Origin of the sequence: Pseudomonas sp. Wu6 (assembly GCF_019891515.1) — a bacterium.
GTDB classification, from domain to species: Bacteria; Pseudomonadota; Gammaproteobacteria; order Pseudomonadales; family Pseudomonadaceae; genus Aquipseudomonas; species Aquipseudomonas orientalis_A.
Genome location: NZ_JAFLXH010000037.1, coordinates 1 through 21,146, shown reverse-complemented (window position 1 = coordinate 21,146; position 21,146 = coordinate 1). Strand labels below are relative to the sequence as shown.

The 21,146-nt window shown below is 61.8% G+C and carries 8 protein-coding genes; 4 read left to right on the top strand and 4 right to left on the bottom strand.

The window, feature by feature from the left end; translation table 11 throughout:
- Positions 1–8 precede the first annotated feature (8 nt).
- On the bottom strand, positions 9–2,915 hold the full coding sequence (locus J1G34_RS21915; protein WP_222994625.1) for an RHS repeat-associated core domain-containing protein: 2,907 nt from the start codon (positions 2,913–2,915) through the stop codon (positions 9–11).
- A 184-nt stretch (positions 2,916–3,099) separates the two neighbouring features.
- On the opposite strand from J1G34_RS21915, the gene J1G34_RS21910 reads away from it, so the two are divergent.
- The 3 genes from J1G34_RS21910 to J1G34_RS21900 are packed head-to-tail and all read left to right on the top strand — an operon-like array spanning position 3,100 to position 15,292.
- Entirely contained in the window at positions 3,100–5,922 is a 2,823-nt protein-coding gene (locus J1G34_RS21910) for a Tc toxin subunit A (RefSeq protein ID WP_222994624.1), read from the top strand.
- Positions 5,923–5,924: 2 nt separating this feature from the next.
- On the top strand, positions 5,925–10,739 hold the full coding sequence (locus tag J1G34_RS21905; RefSeq protein WP_222994623.1) for a Tc toxin subunit A-related protein: 4,815 nt from the start codon (positions 5,925–5,927) through the stop codon (positions 10,737–10,739).
- Positions 10,736–15,292 (top strand): SpvB/TcaC N-terminal domain-containing protein, encoded by a 4,557-nt coding sequence (locus J1G34_RS21900; protein WP_222994622.1) that lies wholly within the window; start codon positions 10,736–10,738, stop codon positions 15,290–15,292. Before J1G34_RS21905 ends, J1G34_RS21900 begins: the two co-directional genes overlap by 4 nt.
- Before the next feature lie 143 nt (positions 15,293–15,435).
- Here J1G34_RS21900 and J1G34_RS21895 read toward each other — a convergent pair whose 3' ends face one another.
- From J1G34_RS21895 to J1G34_RS21885, 3 genes are all read right to left on the bottom strand, one after another.
- On the bottom strand, positions 15,436–18,417 hold the full coding sequence (locus J1G34_RS21895) for an RHS repeat-associated core domain-containing protein (protein WP_222994621.1): 2,982 nt from the start codon (positions 18,415–18,417) through the stop codon (positions 15,436–15,438).
- Between the two features lie 137 nt (positions 18,418–18,554).
- Positions 18,555–18,848, bottom strand: a complete 294-nt coding sequence (locus tag J1G34_RS21890) for a BolA family protein (RefSeq protein WP_065895473.1) — start codon at positions 18,846–18,848, stop codon at positions 18,555–18,557.
- Between the two features lie 6 nt (positions 18,849–18,854).
- The gene (locus J1G34_RS21885; protein ID WP_003175221.1) at positions 18,855–19,373 is read right to left on the bottom strand and encodes a DUF2059 domain-containing protein; all 519 of its coding nucleotides are present in this window, start codon (positions 19,371–19,373) and stop codon (positions 18,855–18,857) included.
- A 181-nt stretch (positions 19,374–19,554) separates the two neighbouring features.
- Here J1G34_RS21885 and J1G34_RS21880 point away from each other — a divergent pair, with 181 nt between their 5' ends.
- Positions 19,555–20,943, top strand: coding sequence for a class II fumarate hydratase (locus J1G34_RS21880; protein WP_065895472.1), 1,389 nt, complete (start codon positions 19,555–19,557; stop codon positions 20,941–20,943).
- Positions 20,944–21,146 lie beyond the last annotated feature (203 nt).

Genomic DNA, 21,146 nt, shown 5'->3' with positions numbered 1-21,146 from the left:
GACAGGTCTCAGCGGTGCGGGTTGCGTACGCCCTCCACTCGGTACCGCTGGCCGCCGAGATGGCTGAACATCAAGCGATAGGCACCGCGTCCACGCGCAGCAGCGTAGCCGTGCAAATCAGCGGACCACAGTTGGTCGCGATGAACATGCCAATGAACCGCGCCGAAACGCCCTTGACGCAAGTGGCTGAGGGTAAGGGCAATGCTGCGGCGTTCCCGGCCCGAGAGTTGGGTGTCTGCAAGCGCTGTGGTATCTAACTCCACCTGCGGGGCAGCCGCTCTCGCCGCCGCCGACGCCACCAACGGCATCTGCGCCTGGGCTTGCCGAGCACGGCGTGCGCGGCTTGTGCCGACAACCGGTGTTGTCTCCCCCACCTCGAACACGCTCGCCCCTGCCTGCTGGCCGCTCGCGCCCGCCGGATCACGGCTCGGACTTCGCAGCAAAATCGCGCCGTAGCCCATGCGTCTGAGCTCTGGTATCGGGTTACGCTGCCCCGCGAGCACGCTTTCGACTTCCCCCGGTTGGTCCACCGGCCCCGCATAGCCGTAGCTGGACCCCTGAGTTGTATAAACATAAAGCGACATGCCGCCTTCAGCAGGACGGCGCCCATAGGCGAAATTCACCATCCGCTCCGTTTCTTCGTGGCTCAGTTGCGCCTGCTGCGCCAAATTGATCGCCAATTCCGAGATATTCCTGGCGAACTGTGCTTCGATTCCTTCCGCGGCCCTGGCCACCGCCTGGGGTTGCATATATCGATAGGCACTGAGGCGGCTGGCACCAAACAATACGCCTCCCACCAGAGCGCCCACGGCCGCCCCCAGCCGCGCATTGCCCAGCAGTGCCCCCGCTCCCAGGCCCAGCAAGACCAGCAGCAGCAGGATGACGACGCCACCCTGTATTTGAGTATTTTCCACGGCGGCAGGCTGCAACCCCATTGAGTCGACGAACGTGAGCGGGTTGTTGGACGCCATCAGATAAGCATTCAACTGCGCCCCGCCGCCTGCGGGGTCCGGGCTTATCCAGCGCTGCAACCACGGGGCGTAATAGCGAAAGCCGTAGTAATACAAACCGCTGACGTCACGCTCCTTGCCAGAATATCGGCGGGTTTTGTCGCGACCCTGCACCGCGTTGCGCGACGCCCACCACGCGGTGCCCCCGTACGGAAAATAGCTCTCCTGGCTCAATAACTCGGCCTCTTCGCCCAGCTCCAGTCCATGACTCGATTGCTGATCCTTCAGGCAATAACGCAGGGTCTCCTGCGCAGCGCCGTCATCGGGTCCCAGCTCCCATTGCAGGACCTCAACCGTGCAACGCGCCACCTCAAGGCGCACGATATTCAGCCGACGCATCGGCCGGTGGCGCAGTTCCAGGCCTGGCAGGTAATACACCCGCGCCGTTTGCCGGCTACCGGCGACCTGCTGATGAGTGAGTTTGAGCGCACGCTGACCGTCACCGGCATACACATAGGTCTCTTCGTCGGCATCCTCCCCGTCACGCTCAATGGAGGTGACCCTGGCCAGCTGATTACGCACGTTCCACACCATGGGCTGGCCGCGCCCCAGCTGTTTCTGATTGCCATTGGCGTCAAAGCCTTGCGCCCCTTCGGTTGGCGCAAGCTCGCTCGACAACGCACGGTTACTGCCCGTCGCCACCTGCATGACGCGGGTGTAGCCGACACCACTGGACGGCACATGGCGCAGCCGGGTCAGGTTGCCCCCCTCGTCATAGGCATAGTGCTGGGTGTAGTTGCGCCATAAAGCGGCATCGGTCGAACCGAACGAAATACGCGCGGGCAGCGCCGGGCCAATCGTGGCGCCGGCACTTTCCCGCCCCGTCGCCTGGGTCAGTTGGTACAGCGAGTCGTATTCATAGCGGCAGGCAGCCTGCACTTGCGTGTTGTGGCTCCATTGGGTCGGTTGCGCCTGATCGAGCAGGTTTGAAACATTGCCCACGGGATCATAGGCGTAGCTCAGGTCCTGCAAGGCGGCCGCCGGTGCGTTTTTGCGGTACGCCATCAACCGGCGCATACGGCCGTCCTCGGGCCGATAGGTGGCCAGGCTGCTCACGCCATTGCCCAACAGGGCCGTCTCCACCTGACCGGCGGCATTGTAGTCGTAGCGTTCGATGACGGTCTTGCGCACGCCACTTTTCAAAGTGAGGTGAATATGTGTGGCCTGTCCGTCCAGACCATAGGCAAAGTGCCGGCCGTTTCCCTTGGCGTCGACCTGTTCCAAGGTGCTGCCAAGGGCATCAAACGTCCAGCGCGTGGTGTAACCCGCGCTTTCCAGCTGCTGGTTCTGCTCGGTCTGGGCAAGCGGCCAGTCGACCTCACCGGGCGCGTCGCGAAACCGCCGCGTTTGCCGCAGCACTTGCCCGGTAATCCCGTACGCGTCGTACACCTGCGTGCCCGCCGGGTCGGCATGCCGTACCAGTTGGCCGCTGCGGTTGAGCGCGCGGTGCTCGGGGGTTGGCGGGGCATACGCCAGGCTTTCGACACAGCGGGGCCGCGCTTCGTTTGCCGCTTGTTCGAACACTGCCACCGGACGCTGCAAGGCGTCGTAGTCGTGGCGCTGGTAGGCCCCCCGCCCATCCCAGGCATGCAACAGTTGCCCGGATGGCGCTGCCAGCAACAGCCGCATACCGGCGTCCACATCGTTGCGGCGCACCAGCGCACCGGACAGGCTGTACACCGACACCTGGTTGGCCTCGGTGGCGGGCTCGCTCAATTTAAGCGCATGCAGGCGCGCGTCCCACTGCTGCAGCAGCAGACCGCTGGCCCCAAACACCTGGCGCATGACACGGGCCGTTGGCGCCGCCTGGGGGGTTGCGCGCAGGTAAGCGAAGTTGCGCACGGTCAACCCACGGGGGTCGAATGCCGCGAGCGAGGGCGTATTTCGATGAAGCGAAGCAGACATGATCACATGACCTCAATGGCACAAAGGTCGGCAAAGCCTGGGCTTGATGCGGTGGATAAAGGTGGTATCGGCGTATGGGTGCCGGCGATGCCTGTAAATACCTATACCTGGCCCCGTCAATCTGCGTGATAGCGTTTTTCATTGCCCGCCGGACCCATCGGCGGGCGTGAAGGAACGTACGAATATGCAAGCCGACAGCAGCTCCTTGCTCGCTCAATTGATTGATCACTCACGCCCTCCCGCCCCCGGTCGGGACGATTTCAACAGCGCGCTGCAGCGCCTCGCCATTCACTCGGTATTCGACATTGTGCGACTCGGCGAAAAGGCCTTTGCAGAGCAACTGGCCACCTGCAACGACGACGATGCCCACGCGGTGTACCTCAAGGCTCGCAGCGCTGCTGCGCAACTGGAAAGCGTGTTTCGCGAACAGCAAGTCTCGTCGGACCGCCCTTCCCGGCGCGATAAACGCGATGTCGCCGCTCAAGACGGTGCCACCTACCAGGCGTTGTTCAAGGAAAACCGCGAACAGTTCTGCGCCAGTTCGTCCATTGCCGCCATCGATTCGCCGGCCGCCTACCTGCGCGCGCTTTATCTGTTCGCCCTGCAACTGGAACAGAATGCCAAGGGGGCGGACGCGGTCAAGCTGGCCGAGCGCCGCGCGGACCTGCAGGATCTGTTGATCGACCCACACAGCGTCGCGGGCCAGGTGCCCATGCTGTCGATCATCAATCACACCTTGCTGCGCAATATCGCCGGTGCCAACGACAACGCCACCTACACACGACTGAGCAAAACCTGGTACCCCTTTTCACTGCCGTATCATTTTCACCACCAGCAATGCCGGCTGGGCTTGTCGGGCGACAGACCCATGTTGGGTGAGTTGAACTATCGCATCAGTCGCCAGGTGCCCCTGGCCGCAGAAACCAGCACTTACGGGCAAGTCGTTACCCACAATCACGAGGTTCAATGTCTGTTATCGGGGCTGAGCCCTGAACAACAGGCGATGCTCAAAAGTGACTTGGCCTCGGCGCAGGATGCGCCGACGTTCTATCTGAGGTACTTCAACTGGACGGCGGCACAGGGCCCGGAAAACGTCACTGACTTCCTGCACCCTACGCAACTGGACGCCGAACAACTCCAAGCGCTGCTGGCACAACAGACACAAACACCGCGCAAATCGCCTTACTGCAAGCAGGACACCGGGCTCACTTACGGTGCCTGTTACATCAATGGCGCGACGGCCCCCACACCCGCGATCAACCTGGACAACAAGGCCCCCGCCAAGCTGGTCAACGTGAGCCTGGAACGCTTCGACAGGCTGCAACGGATGATCCGGCTGCAGCGCTGGCTCGGCCTGCCGTTCGCACAATTGGACACCTTGCTGGTCAGCGCCATGCGCTGCGAAAACGCCGACAACCGCGCGCTGCTGATCACCCATAACACCCTTCGGGCGCTGGGGGTGTTTTGCCATCTGAGCAAGCGCTACAACTTGCAAGCCGAAGAGTTTGCCGCCTGGCTCCATCAGTTGCCGGTTCACGCCTCGGGTGAGCGCGTGTCATTGTTCGATCAGGTGTTCAACCGCGCAGGTTCCGCCTTGCCGCCCCTGTACCTGGACGGCAAGGCGTTCGACGCCACCACTGCACAACAACTCTGCGCCGGACTGGGCCTGCAAGACACCCAGGATTCGCTGCAACTGCTGATCGCCGATGGGCCTGCAACGCGTACGATCGAGACCGTCAGCGCACTGTATCGACAAGCGCGAATCGCCCGCCTGTTCGGCTTGTCGGTCATGGAATGCCAGCAACTGGCGCAGTTGCTCGGCAAAGCCAACGTCCTCACGCAACTGCGCAACCCGACGCTGCGTCGCAATGCCATAGGCGCTACCGACTTTCTCGATGTGCTCATGCACCTGGAGTGGGCCAGCCGCTGGCTCAAGGAAAACGGCAACAGCCTGTCACTGTTCAGGCATCAGCTACTGCTTGACCAGCAGGTCCTGGACCCCGCCATCAACCTGCTGTTGAAAGAGTTCACGGCCTATGATCAGGCGTCCGTCTCAACAAAGTTGAATCTGCTTGAACTGCCTCGACAACCCTCTGACGAAACACCTCGCCTGCCCGCCGTTGACTGGCGATCCCTGATCCATCAGGTACTGCAACGGATGCGCTCGAACACGACCATCGAGGTGGCGCTCGATCAAGTGCTGGCTGGCGTTGTAATCAGCACGGCCCCCACACGCAGAGTCCTCATCATCGAACAAACCAAACCCATGCTTCTTACCCTGGTGGGCACGCTACGTGATGAGCTCTGGGCGCTGTACGGGCGCCTCAAAGACATCATCCACGCCGTCCCCCAGCTGCCTGGCAACGCCAACGGGCATCAAAAATATGACCATCATGGGCATTTCCTGCGTTTGTACGCGCCCGGTGCCCCACCGCTGCAAACCCTCGGCTATCTGATCTTGCTGCTCCCTCACGCCGTCGATGTTCTGCAATGGCCGATCAGCCGCCAGGCGCTTGATCAATTTCTGGTAAACCCGCACTGGCTGGACAGCGATCATCAACCGTCCTCGTTACTGGAACTGACGCCGCACACCCTCTACCTCATGCAGCAGTTCAACCATTGCATCGACCGCTTCGGCCTGACCGAAGGACAGATTCTCGATTACTTCAGGCTGGCCAATACACCGCCCAGTAGCGCGGCACAAAACACCAGTGACGAAACCAACGAGCATCTGGCCCGACTCTGTGGCTGGAGTGCCAGCGAAATAGGCGTTTTCAGCGGCCAGCTGAGCCCGCCCCGCATTACCTCAATGGATCGCCTGGACTGGCTGCTGCGCTGCCGCCACGCCAGCAGCGCCACCGGACTGTCCGCCACGCAGCTGATTGCCGCCAGCCAACTTAAAACCGACTCGACGTTCGCTCAATGGAAGGCCGTCGGCGAGGCGCTGACCAGTGCGCATGCCTCTGCCATTGACACCCTGTCCCCTTTTGACCTGCTCAAGGACTGATCATGTCGCATTCGCTTGACCACCAGCTTAATGAAAGCCTGCGCGACGCCATGCTCGCGTACTACCTCACCCATAAGGTACCTCGCGCCCTCAAAGCCAGACTCAGCACGGCCGATGACCTTTACGCGTATTGGTTACTCGACGTGCAAGTCAGCCAGGCCGTGCCGACCAGCCCGGTCGCCTGTGCCGTTTCCAGCCTGCAGCAATACATCACCCGTATTCAACTGGGCCTTGAGCCGGGCTATGAACATCAGGGCATGACCGCGCAACAGAGCAAGGTCTGGCGCGAACAATTGCACAGCTACCCGCTCTGGAATGCCAGCCAGCAATTGCGCTACCACCCGGCCAACTATCTGGACCCGACGTTACGGCGTGACAAGACCGACAGTTTTCAACAGTTGGAAAACGATCTCAGCCAATACCGAATTCAAGCCGACGCCGTCGTCACGGCGGTTCAGAGTTACCTGGCCCGGTTCGAGGAAACCGCCAACATACGCACGATCAACGGCTATATCGACGCAGACTTGAGCAACCTGCATCGCGGCACTTATTACTTCATCGGCAAATCGAGCTCCGGGAACACCTATTACTGGCGCTCCCTGGACCTGTCCAGGCGCGCCGGCGCGGTGCTGTTGCAGGACGCCTGGTCGGACTGGAAAAAAATCAACCTGTCGGTCTCCGACGCTACCGCCGAGCAAAGCATCCGACCGGTGTATTTCAATAGCCGACTATTTTTCATCTGGGCCGAGTGCATCAAACCCACCCCAAGCAGTTCGTTCAAGCCGGCGCGATGGGATTCAGAGAAAAAGGAACTCCTGGCCGACTGGATCAATACCCACTACGTCCAATTCCGGCTCAACTTTTCGTATGAAAAACACGATGGCAGTTGGAGCGCACCCCAAGCGTGCATTGAGAAATACTGCGCGACCGAAGACGTCAACGCCTCGACCTCCGAGCTCCTCAAAAGCATTACGCAAACGGTGGCGATCGTTGATGACAACAGCACCCCTGCGCTTTTTTTAAGTGTCCTCGCCACCAGCCGCAAAGATCCCAAACAGCAGGATAATTTCATCGGCAAATTCTTCCAGGCCGTGCATATCGACCAGTCTTTCAACATCACCACCGTCGCCGATGGCGGTAGCCCCGAGCGCTACAGCGTGCTGCCCGACTCAGACGTGGACGAAGAAATAAACCGGCTGCTGGAACCCTTCGATCCGTCCCAGAAGACCAAAGTGCAGGCCATACTCAAGGGCCAGACGCACAGTCCCAACGGGTATTACAGCGAATTGCTGCCTGACAGCGCGCGGCACTTTCTCGCGCTCTTTGCGCACAAGAACCAGGGCAACTTGCAGTTCAAAATAACGCCCACGCCCGACTACACTATTTCCATAGCATCGCAGAAGATTTTCCAGGACAAGGCGCATTGGAACCATGAAAACAACCAGACAAAAATAAAGGACACCGACCGCACTCAGGTTTTTTTTGATTCAAACACCCATGAACTCGTGTTCTCTTCGACACTCAGTGACCGCTTCCAGCAGCCGTACACCGTCACAATAAACAAACTGCAGGGTGCGACCATTACGCTGATCACCCATGATGCGCTGGATGACCCGACAACGACTCAGCTTAAACTGAGCAAGGGGTCAAAAATTACCGGTGTATCGACAGCGTTGAAAACCAACTTTTACGCACTGTATTTTAGAAATTCGATCACGCAGGAAGAGTTCCCCAATGCTGTACATCATGCTGACGGCGCATTGTTTACTCATATAACAACCGCAACAGAGCCAGACACCCTATTGTTGGAAGGTCATTTCATCGAAAAAGACGCCTTCGTCAATTTATACACAAACAAACTCTTCGATTTCACCCTTAACCGTTACGGCGCTTTTCCCGAGCCCGAGAATAAAATCAACAAGCTGCATTCACAGAATGTGTTGCTGACCAAAAAGGCAAAAGTGACCACGCCCCACTTGCGCGCCTTTAAACACGTCATCATGAGTGCGAACTTCAAAGACTACCCCTTTACCGAGACCATCAACGCCAACTCTCATCGCATCATCAACTTCCAGGACACGGCCCACGAAAGCCTCACCGGATCGAGTGCCGAATTACCGGCCGGGCATCGGGTCACGACGCGCATTCCGGTGACACAGGAGCAGATGACCTCCGGCCTCACCCTGATCCATGGCGTGGTCACCCTTGAGCCCGAGAAAGACGGCACGAAAATCCTCGGCTATGCGTTGAATACGGCGGTCCTGAAACTGACAACATCGGCTTCTGAGCCCATGCTCAACCCGCAACTGGCGCCGACGATCAGAAGGCTTGAGTCGGACAGAATCGGCACCGCTGAATTCATCGACTTCTCCAATAGCGGGGCAAGCCTGCCTGCCGGCCTGCCCGCCACCCTGCGCATGAATACCTGCTTTGCCGCAAAGCTGGTGCAGGCGGCAAATGTCAGCCTTGAACACCTGTTCTCGTTAACGCCAGAAACCTGGCAAGAACCTCCACTCACCCCCGAGGGTAAAGCGCAAGGCATTGACTTCCGGGGAGCCAACGGCAAGTACTTCTGGGAGCTGTTCCTGTACGTGCCCTGGCTGATCGCCCATCGCCTGAATCAGGAGCAGCAGTATGTCGAAGCGCAGGCCTGGATCAGCTACCTGTTCGACCCGGGGCGAGCAGCCGATGCCGCCAACGACCGGCCCGCCTTTTGGGGATTGCGCGAACTCGCCCGTGAAGAACGCCTGCCTGGTCACACCAGCCACGATCCCCATGAACTGGCGACACGCGCCCCCGTGTATTTTCGCAAGGCGATCTACCTGTTTTACCTGGACATCCTGATCAATCGCGGCGATGCGGAGTATCGCCAGCTCACCCCGGACAGCCTGACCCAAGCCAAGCTCTGGTACACCCGAGCCCACCATTTCCTTGGCCCACGCCCCAGGGTCACCACCGCTGAACCCTGGGCGCAAATCACCCTTGCCACGTTGGCAACGCAGGGTTCTCAAGCGCTGAAAAGACTTGAGCAAACCCACCCCACCGTCGACATCAACCTGTCGGTCGAAGGCGATGCACCGGCTTCGCTGACGGACACCGACAACCTGTGCCTGCCTTTCAACACCGAGCTGGTGGCGCGCTGGGACAAGCTCGAAAGCCGTCTGCATAACCTGCGGCACAATCTTGACATCACCGGCAGACCCTTGCGCCTGGCGCTCTACGCGGCCCCGCTGTCGCCTCTGAAGTTATTGGCCAGCCAGGGCAAAGGGGCTTTCAGCGAAAGCGCGGCAGCGCCGTTCATGGACGCGCAGGTCAGCCATTATCGCTTCCAGGTCATGCTGGGCCACGCGCTCACGGCCACCGAAGCGGTGATCCAACTCGGCAATACGCTGCTGAGCCTGATTGAACGCAAGGAACAGGCGGAATATCTGGAGTTACAGCAACAACAAGCGTGGGACCTGGCCAACATCGTCGTGACCCAGCAGACCCAGGCGTTGCAGATCGACGGGAAGAACCGGGAGGCACTCGACGCCAGTCGCCGCATGATCGAGTCGCGGATGCACTACTACGCACACCAGCTCACCGAAGGCATCAGCGCCGGGGAGTCCCACGCCGGCTGGCTCTACCTGCTCAGCAGCGGGTTCGACACCGCTGCTTCGGCCGCCGCCGTAGGGGCCGGCATCGCGATGGTGGCGCCGAATATCTTCGGCACCAGTGTCGGCGGCTCGCGCTGGGAAGGGCCGTTCTATGCCGCCCAAGCCTTGGCCCAGGGCGCTGCCACCGCGCTGCGTGGCGACGCCGCCGACCTGGATCGCTCCGAGCAATTCAACCGCCGGGCGCAGGAGTGGGCCCATGCCCAGGATCAGGCCCGACTCGAACTGGCCCAAGTCGATGCCCAACTACAAGCCTATGCCGAGCAGGAAAAAGCCACGCGCCTGCAATTGCGCCTGGCCGAGACCTCCCTGGCCCAGGCCTGGTCGACCTATCAATTGCTGGCCAAGCGCTTTTCCAAGGCGCAGCTGTATGACTGGCTCAATGCCCAGTTGAGCAAGTTCTACTATCAGCTCTATGACCTTGGCCTCTCCCTGTGCCGCACCGCCCAGGCGTGCTGGCAGTACGAGATAGCCGACCATGAGCGCACGTTTATCCAGCCCGGCGCCTGGAACAACAACTACCGTGGCTATCTGGCGGGCGAAGCGCTGAAGCTGTCGTTGTTGAACATGAACACGGCCTATTTGAACCATAACGTGCGGGACCTGGAGATCGTCAAAACCATTTCACTGCGTCACCGCCTGAACGAGTGCGAGGTCGCCTCACCCGGCACCTTCCAGACGCCGCCCTCCGGTCCTGAAGACAAATGGACACGTCTCAAACTGCAACTGGTCAGCAAAGGCAGGCTCTGCTTCAAATTGCCCGCCGCCCTGTTTGAGGAGGATTACCCCCGGCACATCCTGCGCCGGATCAAAGGCATCAGCGTATCGTTGCCCGCGACGCTGGGCCCCTATGAAGACATCAAGGCGATACTGACCCAGACCCGCAACGACATCGAACTGCCCACGGGCGAGCTGCGCACGGACATGCGTGCCCATCAGCAAATCGCCCTTTCCACCGGGCTGGACGACAACGGCCTGTTCACCCTCACGTTCGACAGCAACGAGCGTTACTTGCCGTTCGAATACACCGGGGCCATTTCCGACTGGACCCTGGAGTTTCCCAACCCGGACCGGCAGAAAGCCGTGCTGGAATCCATCAACGATATTGTCATTCACCTGCGCTACACCGCCAGGGCGGCCGCTGCCGGCGGGGGCCAGGCATGAGCGACGCCACTCACAACCTGCAGGTCAATACCCCGGCAATGCCCAAGGGCGGTGCCGCTATCCAGGGCACCGGCAAGGGCTGGGGCGATATCGGTTCCAGTGGTACGGCAAGCCTTGAGATTGCGTTGCCGATTTCGCCCGCGCGCGGCTATACGCCAGCCCTGTCGCTGACCTACCAGAGCGGCGCCGGTAACGGTCCCTTCGGCCTGGGCTGGGGCGTGCACCTGGGCGCCGTCAGCCGACGCACCTCCCATGGCGTGCCGGGGTACACAATGGACGATGCGTTTGTGGGCCCCGACGGGCAAATCTGGCTGCCGGAACGCGACGCCGAGGGAGCGATCATCAGCAGCCCCCTTACATCCTTCAATGGCTTGCCACTGCCGCGCGCGTATACGGTTACCCGCCACTTCCCCAGGGTCGAAACCCGCTTCGACCGTATCGAACACTGGCAATCGGCAACCGACACGGCGGGCTTCTGGTTGCTGCGCGCTGCCGATGGCAGTCAGCACTTCTACGGAAAAACCCCGCTGGCCCGGATTGCCGATCCGGACCAGGCGCAGCATGTGGCGCAATGGTTGTTGCAGGAAAGCCTGAATGCCCACGGCGAGCACATTTATTATCACTACACCAAAGAAACCGACACCGCGCGCTACCCCAGGGACTGCCGCGCCCGGCATTACCTGGACAGTGTCTGCTATGCCAACTTCAGCGCCAGGGAGCAGGAGCAGCTTTACCTCTGGCAGACCGACGATAAACCGGACAGGGGCTGGCACTTTCAATTGCTGTTCGATTACGGCGAACGCGCCCTTGAACTGGATCAACGGCCGACGTATCGCAAAATCCGCGACTGGCCGGCACGGCAAGACCCTTGCTCGGATTTTGCCTACGGCTTCGAGTTACGCACCCTGCGCCGTTGCAGCCAGATCCTGATGTTTCACCACTTCCCCAAAGAAGCGCGAATGGGCGCCGACCCGGTGCTGGTCAAGCGCCTGCTCCTGGAATACCGCACCTCCAGCCATGTCAGCCTGCTGAGCGCGGTCCATGAGCAGGCCTACGACAGCGCGGGCAATTGCGTGAGCCGCCCGCCGCTGGAGTGCTTTTACCAGACGAGCCAGCTCAAGGTCGATCCGAGCCGCTACCAGGCATTCAGTGCATTGCCCAGGCTGCATGACGGCGTGCGTTATCAACTGGTGGACCTGTATGGCGAAGGCCTGCCCGGTGTGTTGTACCACGTAGACAAAAGCTGGTATTACCATGAGCCGCTGAGACCGCAGCAGCCACGCACCGGCGACGAGGTGAGCTACGGCGCGGCGCTGGAGTTGACCCGCGTGCCGGTCGCCGACAGCACCCGGCCCGTGCACCAGGCGCTGGCCGATGTGGATGGCGATGGGCGTCTGGACTGGTTGGTGGCGGGTCCCGGAATGCATGGTTTTTTCAGCCTGGACGAACAGCGCAACTGGTCAGCCTATACGCCGTTCGATGCCTTCCCCTCGGAGTTCTTCCACGCCCAGGGCCTGCTCGCCGACCTGATGGGGGCAGGCCGTCATGACTTTGCGATGATCGGCCCGCGCAGCGTGCGCCTGTATGAAAATCGCCGACCCGCCGGCTTCGCCCCTCCCACCGAAGTGGCGCACAGGCCTGACGATAGCTTGCCGGTCATTTCCACTTCGCCCAACGAAGTGGTGGCGTTCAGCGATGTACTCGCCACGGGTCAACAGCATCTGGTGCGAATCCGCCACAACGAAGTCAAATGCTGGCCGAACCTGGGGCGCGGCCGTTTTGGCCAGGGGTTTGTATTGGCCACATTGCCGTTGCGGTATCAGACGTTCAACGCGGCGCATGTACTGCTCGTCGACCTCAACGGCGGCGGCGCGGCAGACTTGCTGTACCTGAGCGCCACGCACCTGAACATCTTCCTCAACAAAGGCGGCAACGGTTTCGAGACACAGGCGATCAAAGTCCCGTGGCCTAAGGGCGTGCAGTACGACGATCACTGCCAGGTCAGCGTCGTCGATGTGCTCGGCCTGGGCTGTCCGAGCCTGATCCTGACGGCTGTCCATCAGACCCCGGTTCATTGGCGCTACGACTTTTTCAACCACAAGCCCTGGCTGCTCACACGCACCGACAACAACATGGGCGCCCAGGCGTCGATCAAATATCGCAGCAGTGCCCAGGAGTGGCTGGACGAAAAACGCGAGCTGCAGGCCCAGGGCCAGCCCACGATCAGCCAGTTACCCTTTGCGCTGCTGCTGGCCAGCCAACACACCCAGCGCGATGAAATTACCGGCAACCAGTTGACCCGCCGCATGAGCTATCGCCAGGCGTATTACGACCGTGTGGACCGCGAGTTCCGTGGCTTCGGGCTGTTGCTGCAAACCGACACCGACAACCCCAAGGACGCCCCCCTCACGCCGGGCTCCAGCGCACCCTTGCTCAGCAAGACCTGGTTCCATACCGGACGATCCCTTGACATGCCCTGCCTCGGCCGCAGCACGCACGACCCACACGCCAAGCCCCTCGGCCGCACGCTGGTCAGCCGCTACAGGGGCGCGGCCCAGGCACGGCCGCTGGATCATCATGACGACGTGGTCGGCGATCCTGCGCCGGCGCTGGCACGCGAGGCGGCCCGCGCACTCAGTGGCGTGGTGCTGCGGGTCGAGGTGATGGCGGCGGGCGGGGCGCACGATGCGGTGCCCTATTCCATCAAACACCAGCGCTACCTGGTGCGTGAACTGGCGCCGCCCAGCGCCCATACGCCCTACGCGCGGTTGCTGCCATTGGCCCTGGAGTCGATCAGCTACCAATATGAAGGCGTGGCGGACGATCCGGTCTGCCAGCACCAGATCAACCTGCGCTGGGACGCCTATGGTTGCCTGGTGCATGGCGTGACCCTGCATTACGCCCGCCGCACCACCGCCGCCAGTCCGCCGCCCGCCGTGCTGGTGGATGAGCACCAGCAGCGCTGGTGGCGCGATACCCATGACGACGCGCAACAGTCCTATTACCTGAGCGAAACCCTGGCAGAGCCGATTCATCTGGACCACACACAGCAGTGGCGTCTGGCCTTGCCCTACCGCCAACGACATAACGCCCTGGTGCTCGGCAAGGCGCCGGCACCTGGTGGGCTGGACCCAGCGCGTATCGCCTATGAGGTGTTCATCGACACCCGCGACGGGCCGTTGGCGGCAGGAGCCGGGCGCACGCTGAGCGGCTTGTCGCGCCAGCACTACCGGCAGGCCGGTGGTTTCGGCAAAACCCTGGAACCCGGCGTCGCCACGGCCCAGGCATTGCCTGACTACCTGGAAACCGCCGAGCTGGATGACCAGGCCCTGAGCGTCTACAACGACATTCCGAGCATGCCCAACCAACCCAGGGTGGACCTGGTGCAAAAGCTCACCGACAGTGGCTATCACACCATGGCGGTGTTTTTCCTGTTCGACGGCGAGGTGGCGCCCGCGCAAAATCGCCTGTGGTCGATACGCCGCCACTTTCCCCGCTATGACAAGCCCAGCCTGTTTTGTCGGTTGAGGGCGCTGCGGGCCACCGAGGCTCACGGCGAAACGACACTCCAGTATGACCCCTACTCACTGCAGACCCTGCTGGTAAAAACACCCGACGGCTGTGTGACCACCGCCGAATACGACTATCAATTGCTGCTGCCGACAAAAATCGTCGACCCCAATGGCACTGTTCAAGAAGCGCGTTATGACGGTTTCGGGCAGTTGCTCGCCAGCAGTTTCCACGGCCATGAACAGAACCTCAGGGTGGGCTTCGCCGACCTGCAAAGCGACCGCCCGCGCCATGATGTCACGCCCGGGTCGGCCATCGAACAGGCGCACAGCGTGTTGCAGGACATGGCCAGCGCGCACTGCTACGCCCCGTTCAGTTGGATGGGCAGTATCGACCTGGCCCTGGTCAAGCCCGAGTGGATCAGCAAGGCGTACCTGCTCCCCGGCGGGCATATCCGCATGGGCGCGCGGGCGCGCCTGAGTGCTGCTCGTCACACCCTCGGCGACAGCGAAAAACAACTCAAGGCGTTGATCGACAAGGCCAGCCGCACGCCGGTCCATGGGCTCATGTTGCAAGCCGACCGTTACCCCGGCGACGCGGAACGACAGGTTCGCATGACCCTGACCTGCTGGGATGGCTTCGGTCGTTCGTTGCAGACCCGGCAAAAGACCGAACCGGGCCCGGCCCACGCGGTCGACGCCAAGGGCGATCTGTGGGTCGACGACGTGCCGGATGCCGCCGGCACCGTGAAGAAACAGCTGCGCCACGTGCAGGCCGACCCCCGCTGGCGCGTCAGCGAGCGTGTCGAATACAACAACAAGGGCTTGGTGATACGGGTCTACCGCGCCTACTTCACCAACAGCCACGCCTATGTCAATGATCACGCCATGCGCGAACTGGGCCACAGCGACCGGCAATGGTACGACCCCCTGGGACGCCCGACCCGGACACTGACGGCAGGAGGGTTCATGCGGCGTACCACCTATTGGGCCTGGTACAACGTCAATGAGGACGAAAACGACACCTATGAAGAGCTGAACTGACTGATCGCTGATCGTTCCTACGCTCTGCGTGGGAACGCAGCCTGTGACGCTCTGCGTCACGACTTCAAGAGCGGACGCAGAGCGTCCAGGGCGGCATTCCCACGCGGAGCGTGGGAACGATCGTCTGCCTGATGGTGCTCCCGTCAGGATCGCGGCGCGGCGCGCCAGTTCGACGCCAGGTGTGTGTACCCGCGCCGGGCAAACGCCACGACGAAGCCGCGCCATTCGGTCAATGATGCAATCACGCCGCGGGCCACCATCACAATCGTTCGCGTGGTGCGGCTTTGCGCGGCCTGGGGCAGGCCCGTCAGCGCCACGGCCAATGCCTCGACCCCGGTTGCCGCCCAATACGTCCATACCTGATTGAACATTCTGCTCAGCCCGCCGTGCATCAACCCAACAGGGTCCGGTGTCTGCACGGTCAGCCCATGGTGATCGTGGACCGCCGTGAGATGACCACTGCGCGTAAGCGTTCCCATCGCTGCATCGTAGGCTTCAATCGCGGGTGACACATTGGGTTGCATCAGCGCAGGCACTTCCCCGCCGTAGACGGCGTTGGCGATCGTTGCAACGGCGTACGCTGCCGTCGCGCCGGCGGTTCGGCCGACCCTGGCCCGCAGCGGTGTGCTGCCCCAGGAGGCGCCGGTGCCGTGCCCACGCATGATCTGCTGCACCAGTTCCCTGGAGAGCGAGCGGATATGCCCGCTCAATCGCTGCACCGCTACGGGGTCCCAGCGTTCCCCGGCTTGAGCGCTCGGCGTGTCAGCGTGATAGGCGTAACCAATACCCGCCACAGCTGCCGAAATAACCCCGATCTGTGGTGCAAGACGTGTCCAGTTACCGACGACACCGGTGCTCATATGCATCGTGGTCAGGGCATCCAGCGACGCGACGGTATAGCGCACAATCTGATTGCGCTGCGGCGTGGGCTCAAGGTTGCCGAATACCGCCAGATCAACGCCCGTCGCGATGACATTGGCGATATAGGTGGATAAACCATCGCGAATCGCGGCCGACGACGCTGCCTGTATCCTCGGGCGGATAATCAGCCCCATCGTCGCGAGCCTGCGGCTGAAGGAGAGCCTGCGTATTTGCTTATCCTGGGGCGCCTCCAACGCCGATGCGCCGACCAGGCCTTGCGCGTCGACGTGGGTGACCGGGTTACCGCCGACCATCGCGTACAGATTCAAGCCATCGGCATCGCCGATCGGGTCAGGGCTGATCCAACGGCCTAACCACGCTGCGTAATACCTGAAGCCGTAGTAGGACAGCCCGCTGGCATCGCGCTCCTTACCCGAATAACGGATGAAGCTGTAGCTCGCCTCGCTGGCATTTCTCGCCGCCCGCCACGCGGTCCCGCCGTAGGGGTAATAACTTTCCTGACTGAGCAATTGCGCCTGCTCGCCCAGTTCCAGGCAATTGCTGCCCAAGTGGTCCGACAAGCCATAACGGATCTGCGTGGCCTGACCCACTCCCGAAGGGTGGCGATCCCACAGCAGAACGCGGACGGTGGTCGTACCGGCATCGAGGTTGAGAACATTCAGTTGCTCACCCGTTGCGCTGTCATGGCGGATTTCCAGTCCCGGCAGGTAGCGCACCTCGGCGGTATGCATCACGCCACGGGCCTGGGAGACCCGACGCTTGAGAATGCGCTGGCCTGCGGCATCGTAGGCGTAGTGCTCTTGATCGTGATTGCCCCCCTCGCGCCGCACCTGCGTCAGGCGCACCAGTTGATTGCGCACATCCCAGTGCATCTTCTGCTCGCCTGCCAACACTTGCAGGTTGCCATTACGGTCAAAGCCCTGCCCCAACCCCGGTGCGGTCTTGCCATCGGCCTGCGGCAGAAAATGATTGCTGCCCGCGGCCACGCTCATCTGCCGCGTGAAGCCTGTGCCGCTGCTGGGCAGGTGCTGCATCTCGAGCAAATTGCCGGCAGCGTCATAGCGCAACCGCTGGGTGTAGCGACGCCATACGCTGTCGTCAGTCGAGCCAAACGCCACCATTGCCGGTAATGCCGGGCCGCCCGTGTTGCCGGCGGTTTCGCGGCCGGTGGCCGTGATCAGTTGCGATAACGTGTCGTACGCGTAGAGGCTGGCCGAACTGATGCGCGTGTTGCTGGACCATTGCGTCGGCTGGGCAAGGTCGTCGATGCGCACCACGTTACCCACGTTGTCATACTCATAGCGCAGGTCTTGCAGCGCTGCGCCTGCGTGCAAACAGGCCGTCATTTGCCGCAAGCGACCATCGAACTCACGATATTGCATGGCGCGCACCACGCCGTTGCCGGCGCGTTCGCTGAGCACCTGGCCCGCTGCGTTGTAACGGCGCTGGCCCAGCACCTGGGTACGCACGCCGGCCCTGGGCGTTACAAAGATACTCGCCGGTTGGCCGTCAATGCCGTAGGTGTAGTCGAAGCGATTGCCCTTGGCGTCCGTGTGATGCAGGCGCTCACCCAGCGCATTGAACCCGATGGTGGTCTGGAACCTGTCGGCCTCCAGGCGCGCCTCGCGCTGTGCATCGGGCTGCGGCCAATCCAACGCAGCGCCCGCCTGTCGAAAACGTCGGGCCTGCTGCGTGACCTCCGCGTGCAGCCCATAGGCCTCGTGGAACAGCGAACCGCCGCCGTCATCGTGGCGAACCACCCGGCCACAGCGGTTGCGTGAGGCCTCTTCACTGGACGATGAAGCATAGGCAAGACGCTCGACGCACAGCGCTTGCCCGTCACTGGCCGCCTGCTCGAAGACGGCAACCGGTCGCAGATATCGATCGTAGTGATGAGCCTGGTGAGCGCCCCGTCCATCCCATTCGTCCAGTACCTGCCCGGCCTGCCCTATAAGCGTCAGCCGCCGGCCGGCATCCACGCTGTCGGTGCGCAACGCGTGCCCGCCAAGGCTGTAAACCGTGCGTTGATTGGGCGCAGTGCCAGGTTTTGAGCGCGACAACTGCAACAGGCGGGGGTCCCATTGTTCAATCATCAGGCCCGTACTGCCAAAGACCTGACGATGAATGCGCACCTGCGCTTGATCCTCCGCGCTGGCGCGGTGGTAATCAATGTTGCGCACGATCAACCCGCGCGGGTCGATGGCCGCCAGGGACGGTGTGTGTCGATGGATGGAATAAGACATGACCTCAAGACCTTATTGCTGAATAAGTAGTCCTGAAAGCCTAGGGATGCGGGGGGAAGCAAGGTGGTGCTGGAGGATGTTTTGTGTGTCCGGGTACTGGCATCGCCCCGACCCGCTCGCGCGGGTCGAGGCTGCGCTCAATGCCCGCCGGCGCAGGTCGGCGAAGCCGGTGCCGCGTCGACCTTCGCCCATTCCTCAGGCGTATAGGTATGCAGCGCCAGCGCATGAAACTCGCTCATCAGGTCACCCAGGGTGGCATAGACCTTCTGGTGGCGCTTGACGCGATTAAGCCCCTCGAACTGCTGGCTGACCAGCACGGCCTTGAAGTGGGTCTGCAACCCACGGCTGTGCATGTGGCTCTCGTCCAGCACACTCAAGTGATCCGGGGCCAGGGCGGCAAGCGCCGTTTCGATACGCTGTTGCATAGTCATTGCTGCTTACTTCTTCTTGGCCGGTGCGGCGGCTTTTGGCGCCAGCTCGTTGGTCATGTCTTCCAACAGCTTGTTCACCACCGGTACTGCGCTTTCCAGCTTGGCCTGGGTCATCTGGGCCGATTGCTGGGTCAGCTGCGGCATTTTTTCCAGGACTTTCTTGCCCAGAGGCGACTGGTAGAACGCCACCAGGTCCTTGAGCTCCGATTCGCTGAAGTTGGTGGTGTAGAGCTTGACCATGTCCGGTTTCAGCTTCGGCCAGCCGATGGCCTGGTCCAGAGCAGCGTTGGCCTTGGCCTGGTAGCTGTCGAGTACGGACTGTTTGGCGGCAGGCGCCTTGGTCTGCTCGAAACGCTGGGCGAACATTTGTTGCACTTGCATGTACACCGGGGTACCCAGCTTGTCAGCGTGGGCCAGGGTAAGGAAGGCTTCGGCACTGGCGTTGTGGCTGGCGGTATCGGCAAAAACCTGGCCGCTGGCGCAAACCAGAGCAACCGCGGTACAGATGGCACGAAGACGAGTCATCGAGTTTCCTTTTCTAGCTGGCGAGGTAAGACCCCAAGGGCGCCCATTCTGCGCCTAAAAAACCTCGCGGCTCAACCCCGGGCCGCGTCGGGTGTGGTTTGATCGATGAAACGTCTTTTAGGGAACCCCCTTGGCCAATCACAGCCTAAACTGCGCAAACGAACCTGAAGGAGTGTGCCCGATGAGCCGTATCGAAACCGACAGCCTGGGAGAAGTCCACGTCCCGGATGACGCTTACTGGGGCGCCCAGACCCAACGTTCGCTGGTGAATTTTGCCATCGGCGAGCAGCGCATGCCGCTGGCGGTGCTGCATGCCCTGGCGTTGATCAAGAAGGCTGCCGCCCGGGTCAACGACCGCAACGGCGACCTGCCGGCCGATATCGCCCGTCTGATCGAACAGGCCGCCGACGAAATTCTCGACGGCCAGCATGACGATCAGTTCCCCCTGGTGGTGTGGCAGACCGGCAGCGGCACCCAGAGCAACATGAACGCCAACGAAGTGATTGCCGGCCGCGCCAATGAACTGGCCGGCGGCAACCGTGGCGGCAAGAGCCCGGTGCACCCCAACGACCACGTCAACCGTTCCCAGAGTTCCAACGACTGCTTCCCCACCGCCATGAGCATTGCCACCGTCAAGGCCGTGCACGAGCAGCTGTTGCCGGCCATCACCGTGCTGTCCGGCGGCCTGGCGGAGCTGGCGGCGCGGCACATGAAGCTGGTCAAGACCGGCCGCACCCACATGATGGATGCCACGCCGATCACCTTCGGCCAGGAACTCTCGGCGTTCATCGCCCAACTCGACTACGCCGAACGCGCCATCCGCAGCGCCCTGCCCGCCGTGTGCGAGCTGGCCCAGGGCGGCACCGCCGTGGGCACCGGGCTCAATTCGCCCCATGGCTTTGGCGAAGCGATTGCCGCCGAACTGGCCGCGCTGTCGGGACTGCCGTTCGTCACCGCGCCGAACAAATTCGCCGCCCTCTCCGGCCATGAGCCGCTGGTGACCTTGCACGGCGCACTGAAAACCCTCGCCGTGGCCCTGATGAAGCTCGCCAACGACCTGCGCCTGCTCGGCTCCGGCCCGCGCGCGGGGTTGGCAGAAGTCAAATTGCCAGCCAACGAACCGGGCAGTTCGATCATGCCCGGCAAGGTCAACCCGACCCAGTGCGAAGCCCTGTCGATGCTGGCCTGCCAGGTACTCGGCAATGACGTGACCATCGGCATCGCCGCCAGCCAAGGGCATTTGCAGTTGAACGTGTACAAGCCGGTGATCATCCACAACCTGCTGGAATCGATCCGCCTGCTGGCTGATGGCTGCAACAACTTCCAGGAACACTGCATCGCCGGCCTGGAGCCTGACGCCGAACAGATGGCCGAACACCTGGAACGTGGGCTGATGCTGGTGACCGCCCTCAACCCGCATATCGGCTATGACAAATCCGCACAGATCGCCAAGAAAGCCTATGCCGAAGGGCTGACCCTGCGGGAAGCGGCGCTGGAACTGGGCTACCTCACCGACGCAGAGTTCGACCAGTGGGTACGCCCGGAAAACATGCTGGAGGCCGGGCACTGAGAACCCAAGGTCGGCAGAGAGGCTTGCCCTAATACCCATTGTAGGAGCGAGCTTGCTCGCGAAAAACTCACAGGCACCGCGTTTATTCAGGAAGCACGCGTTATCGTTGACGTTTTTCGCGAGCAAGAGCTAGGCGCCCCCCTCGCTCCTACAGAGGGCGGTGTACGCTTAACTGACTGGCATAGGTACCCACACCACTCCAC

Bases quoted from the DNA above. Each gene is read 5' to 3' on its own strand.
- J1G34_RS21915 (WP_222994625.1), bottom strand. From the start codon at position 2,915: ATGTCTGCTTCGCTTCATCGAAATACGCCCTCGCTCGCGGCATTCGAC.
- J1G34_RS21910 (WP_222994624.1), top strand. From the start codon at position 3,100: ATGCAAGCCGACAGCAGCTCCTTGCTCGCTCAATTGATTGATCACTCA.
- J1G34_RS21905 (WP_222994623.1), top strand. From the start codon at position 5,925: ATGTCGCATTCGCTTGACCACCAGCTTAATGAAAGCCTGCGCGACGCC.
- J1G34_RS21900 (WP_222994622.1), top strand. From the start codon at position 10,736: ATGAGCGACGCCACTCACAACCTGCAGGTCAATACCCCGGCAATGCCC.
- J1G34_RS21895 (WP_222994621.1), bottom strand. From the start codon at position 18,417: ATGTCTTATTCCATCCATCGACACACACCGTCCCTGGCGGCCATCGAC.
- J1G34_RS21890 (WP_065895473.1), bottom strand. From the start codon at position 18,848: ATGACTATGCAACAGCGTATCGAAACGGCGCTTGCCGCCCTGGCCCCG.
- J1G34_RS21885 (WP_003175221.1), bottom strand. From the start codon at position 19,373: ATGACTCGTCTTCGTGCCATCTGTACCGCGGTTGCTCTGGTTTGCGCC.
- J1G34_RS21880 (WP_065895472.1), top strand. From the start codon at position 19,555: ATGAGCCGTATCGAAACCGACAGCCTGGGAGAAGTCCACGTCCCGGAT.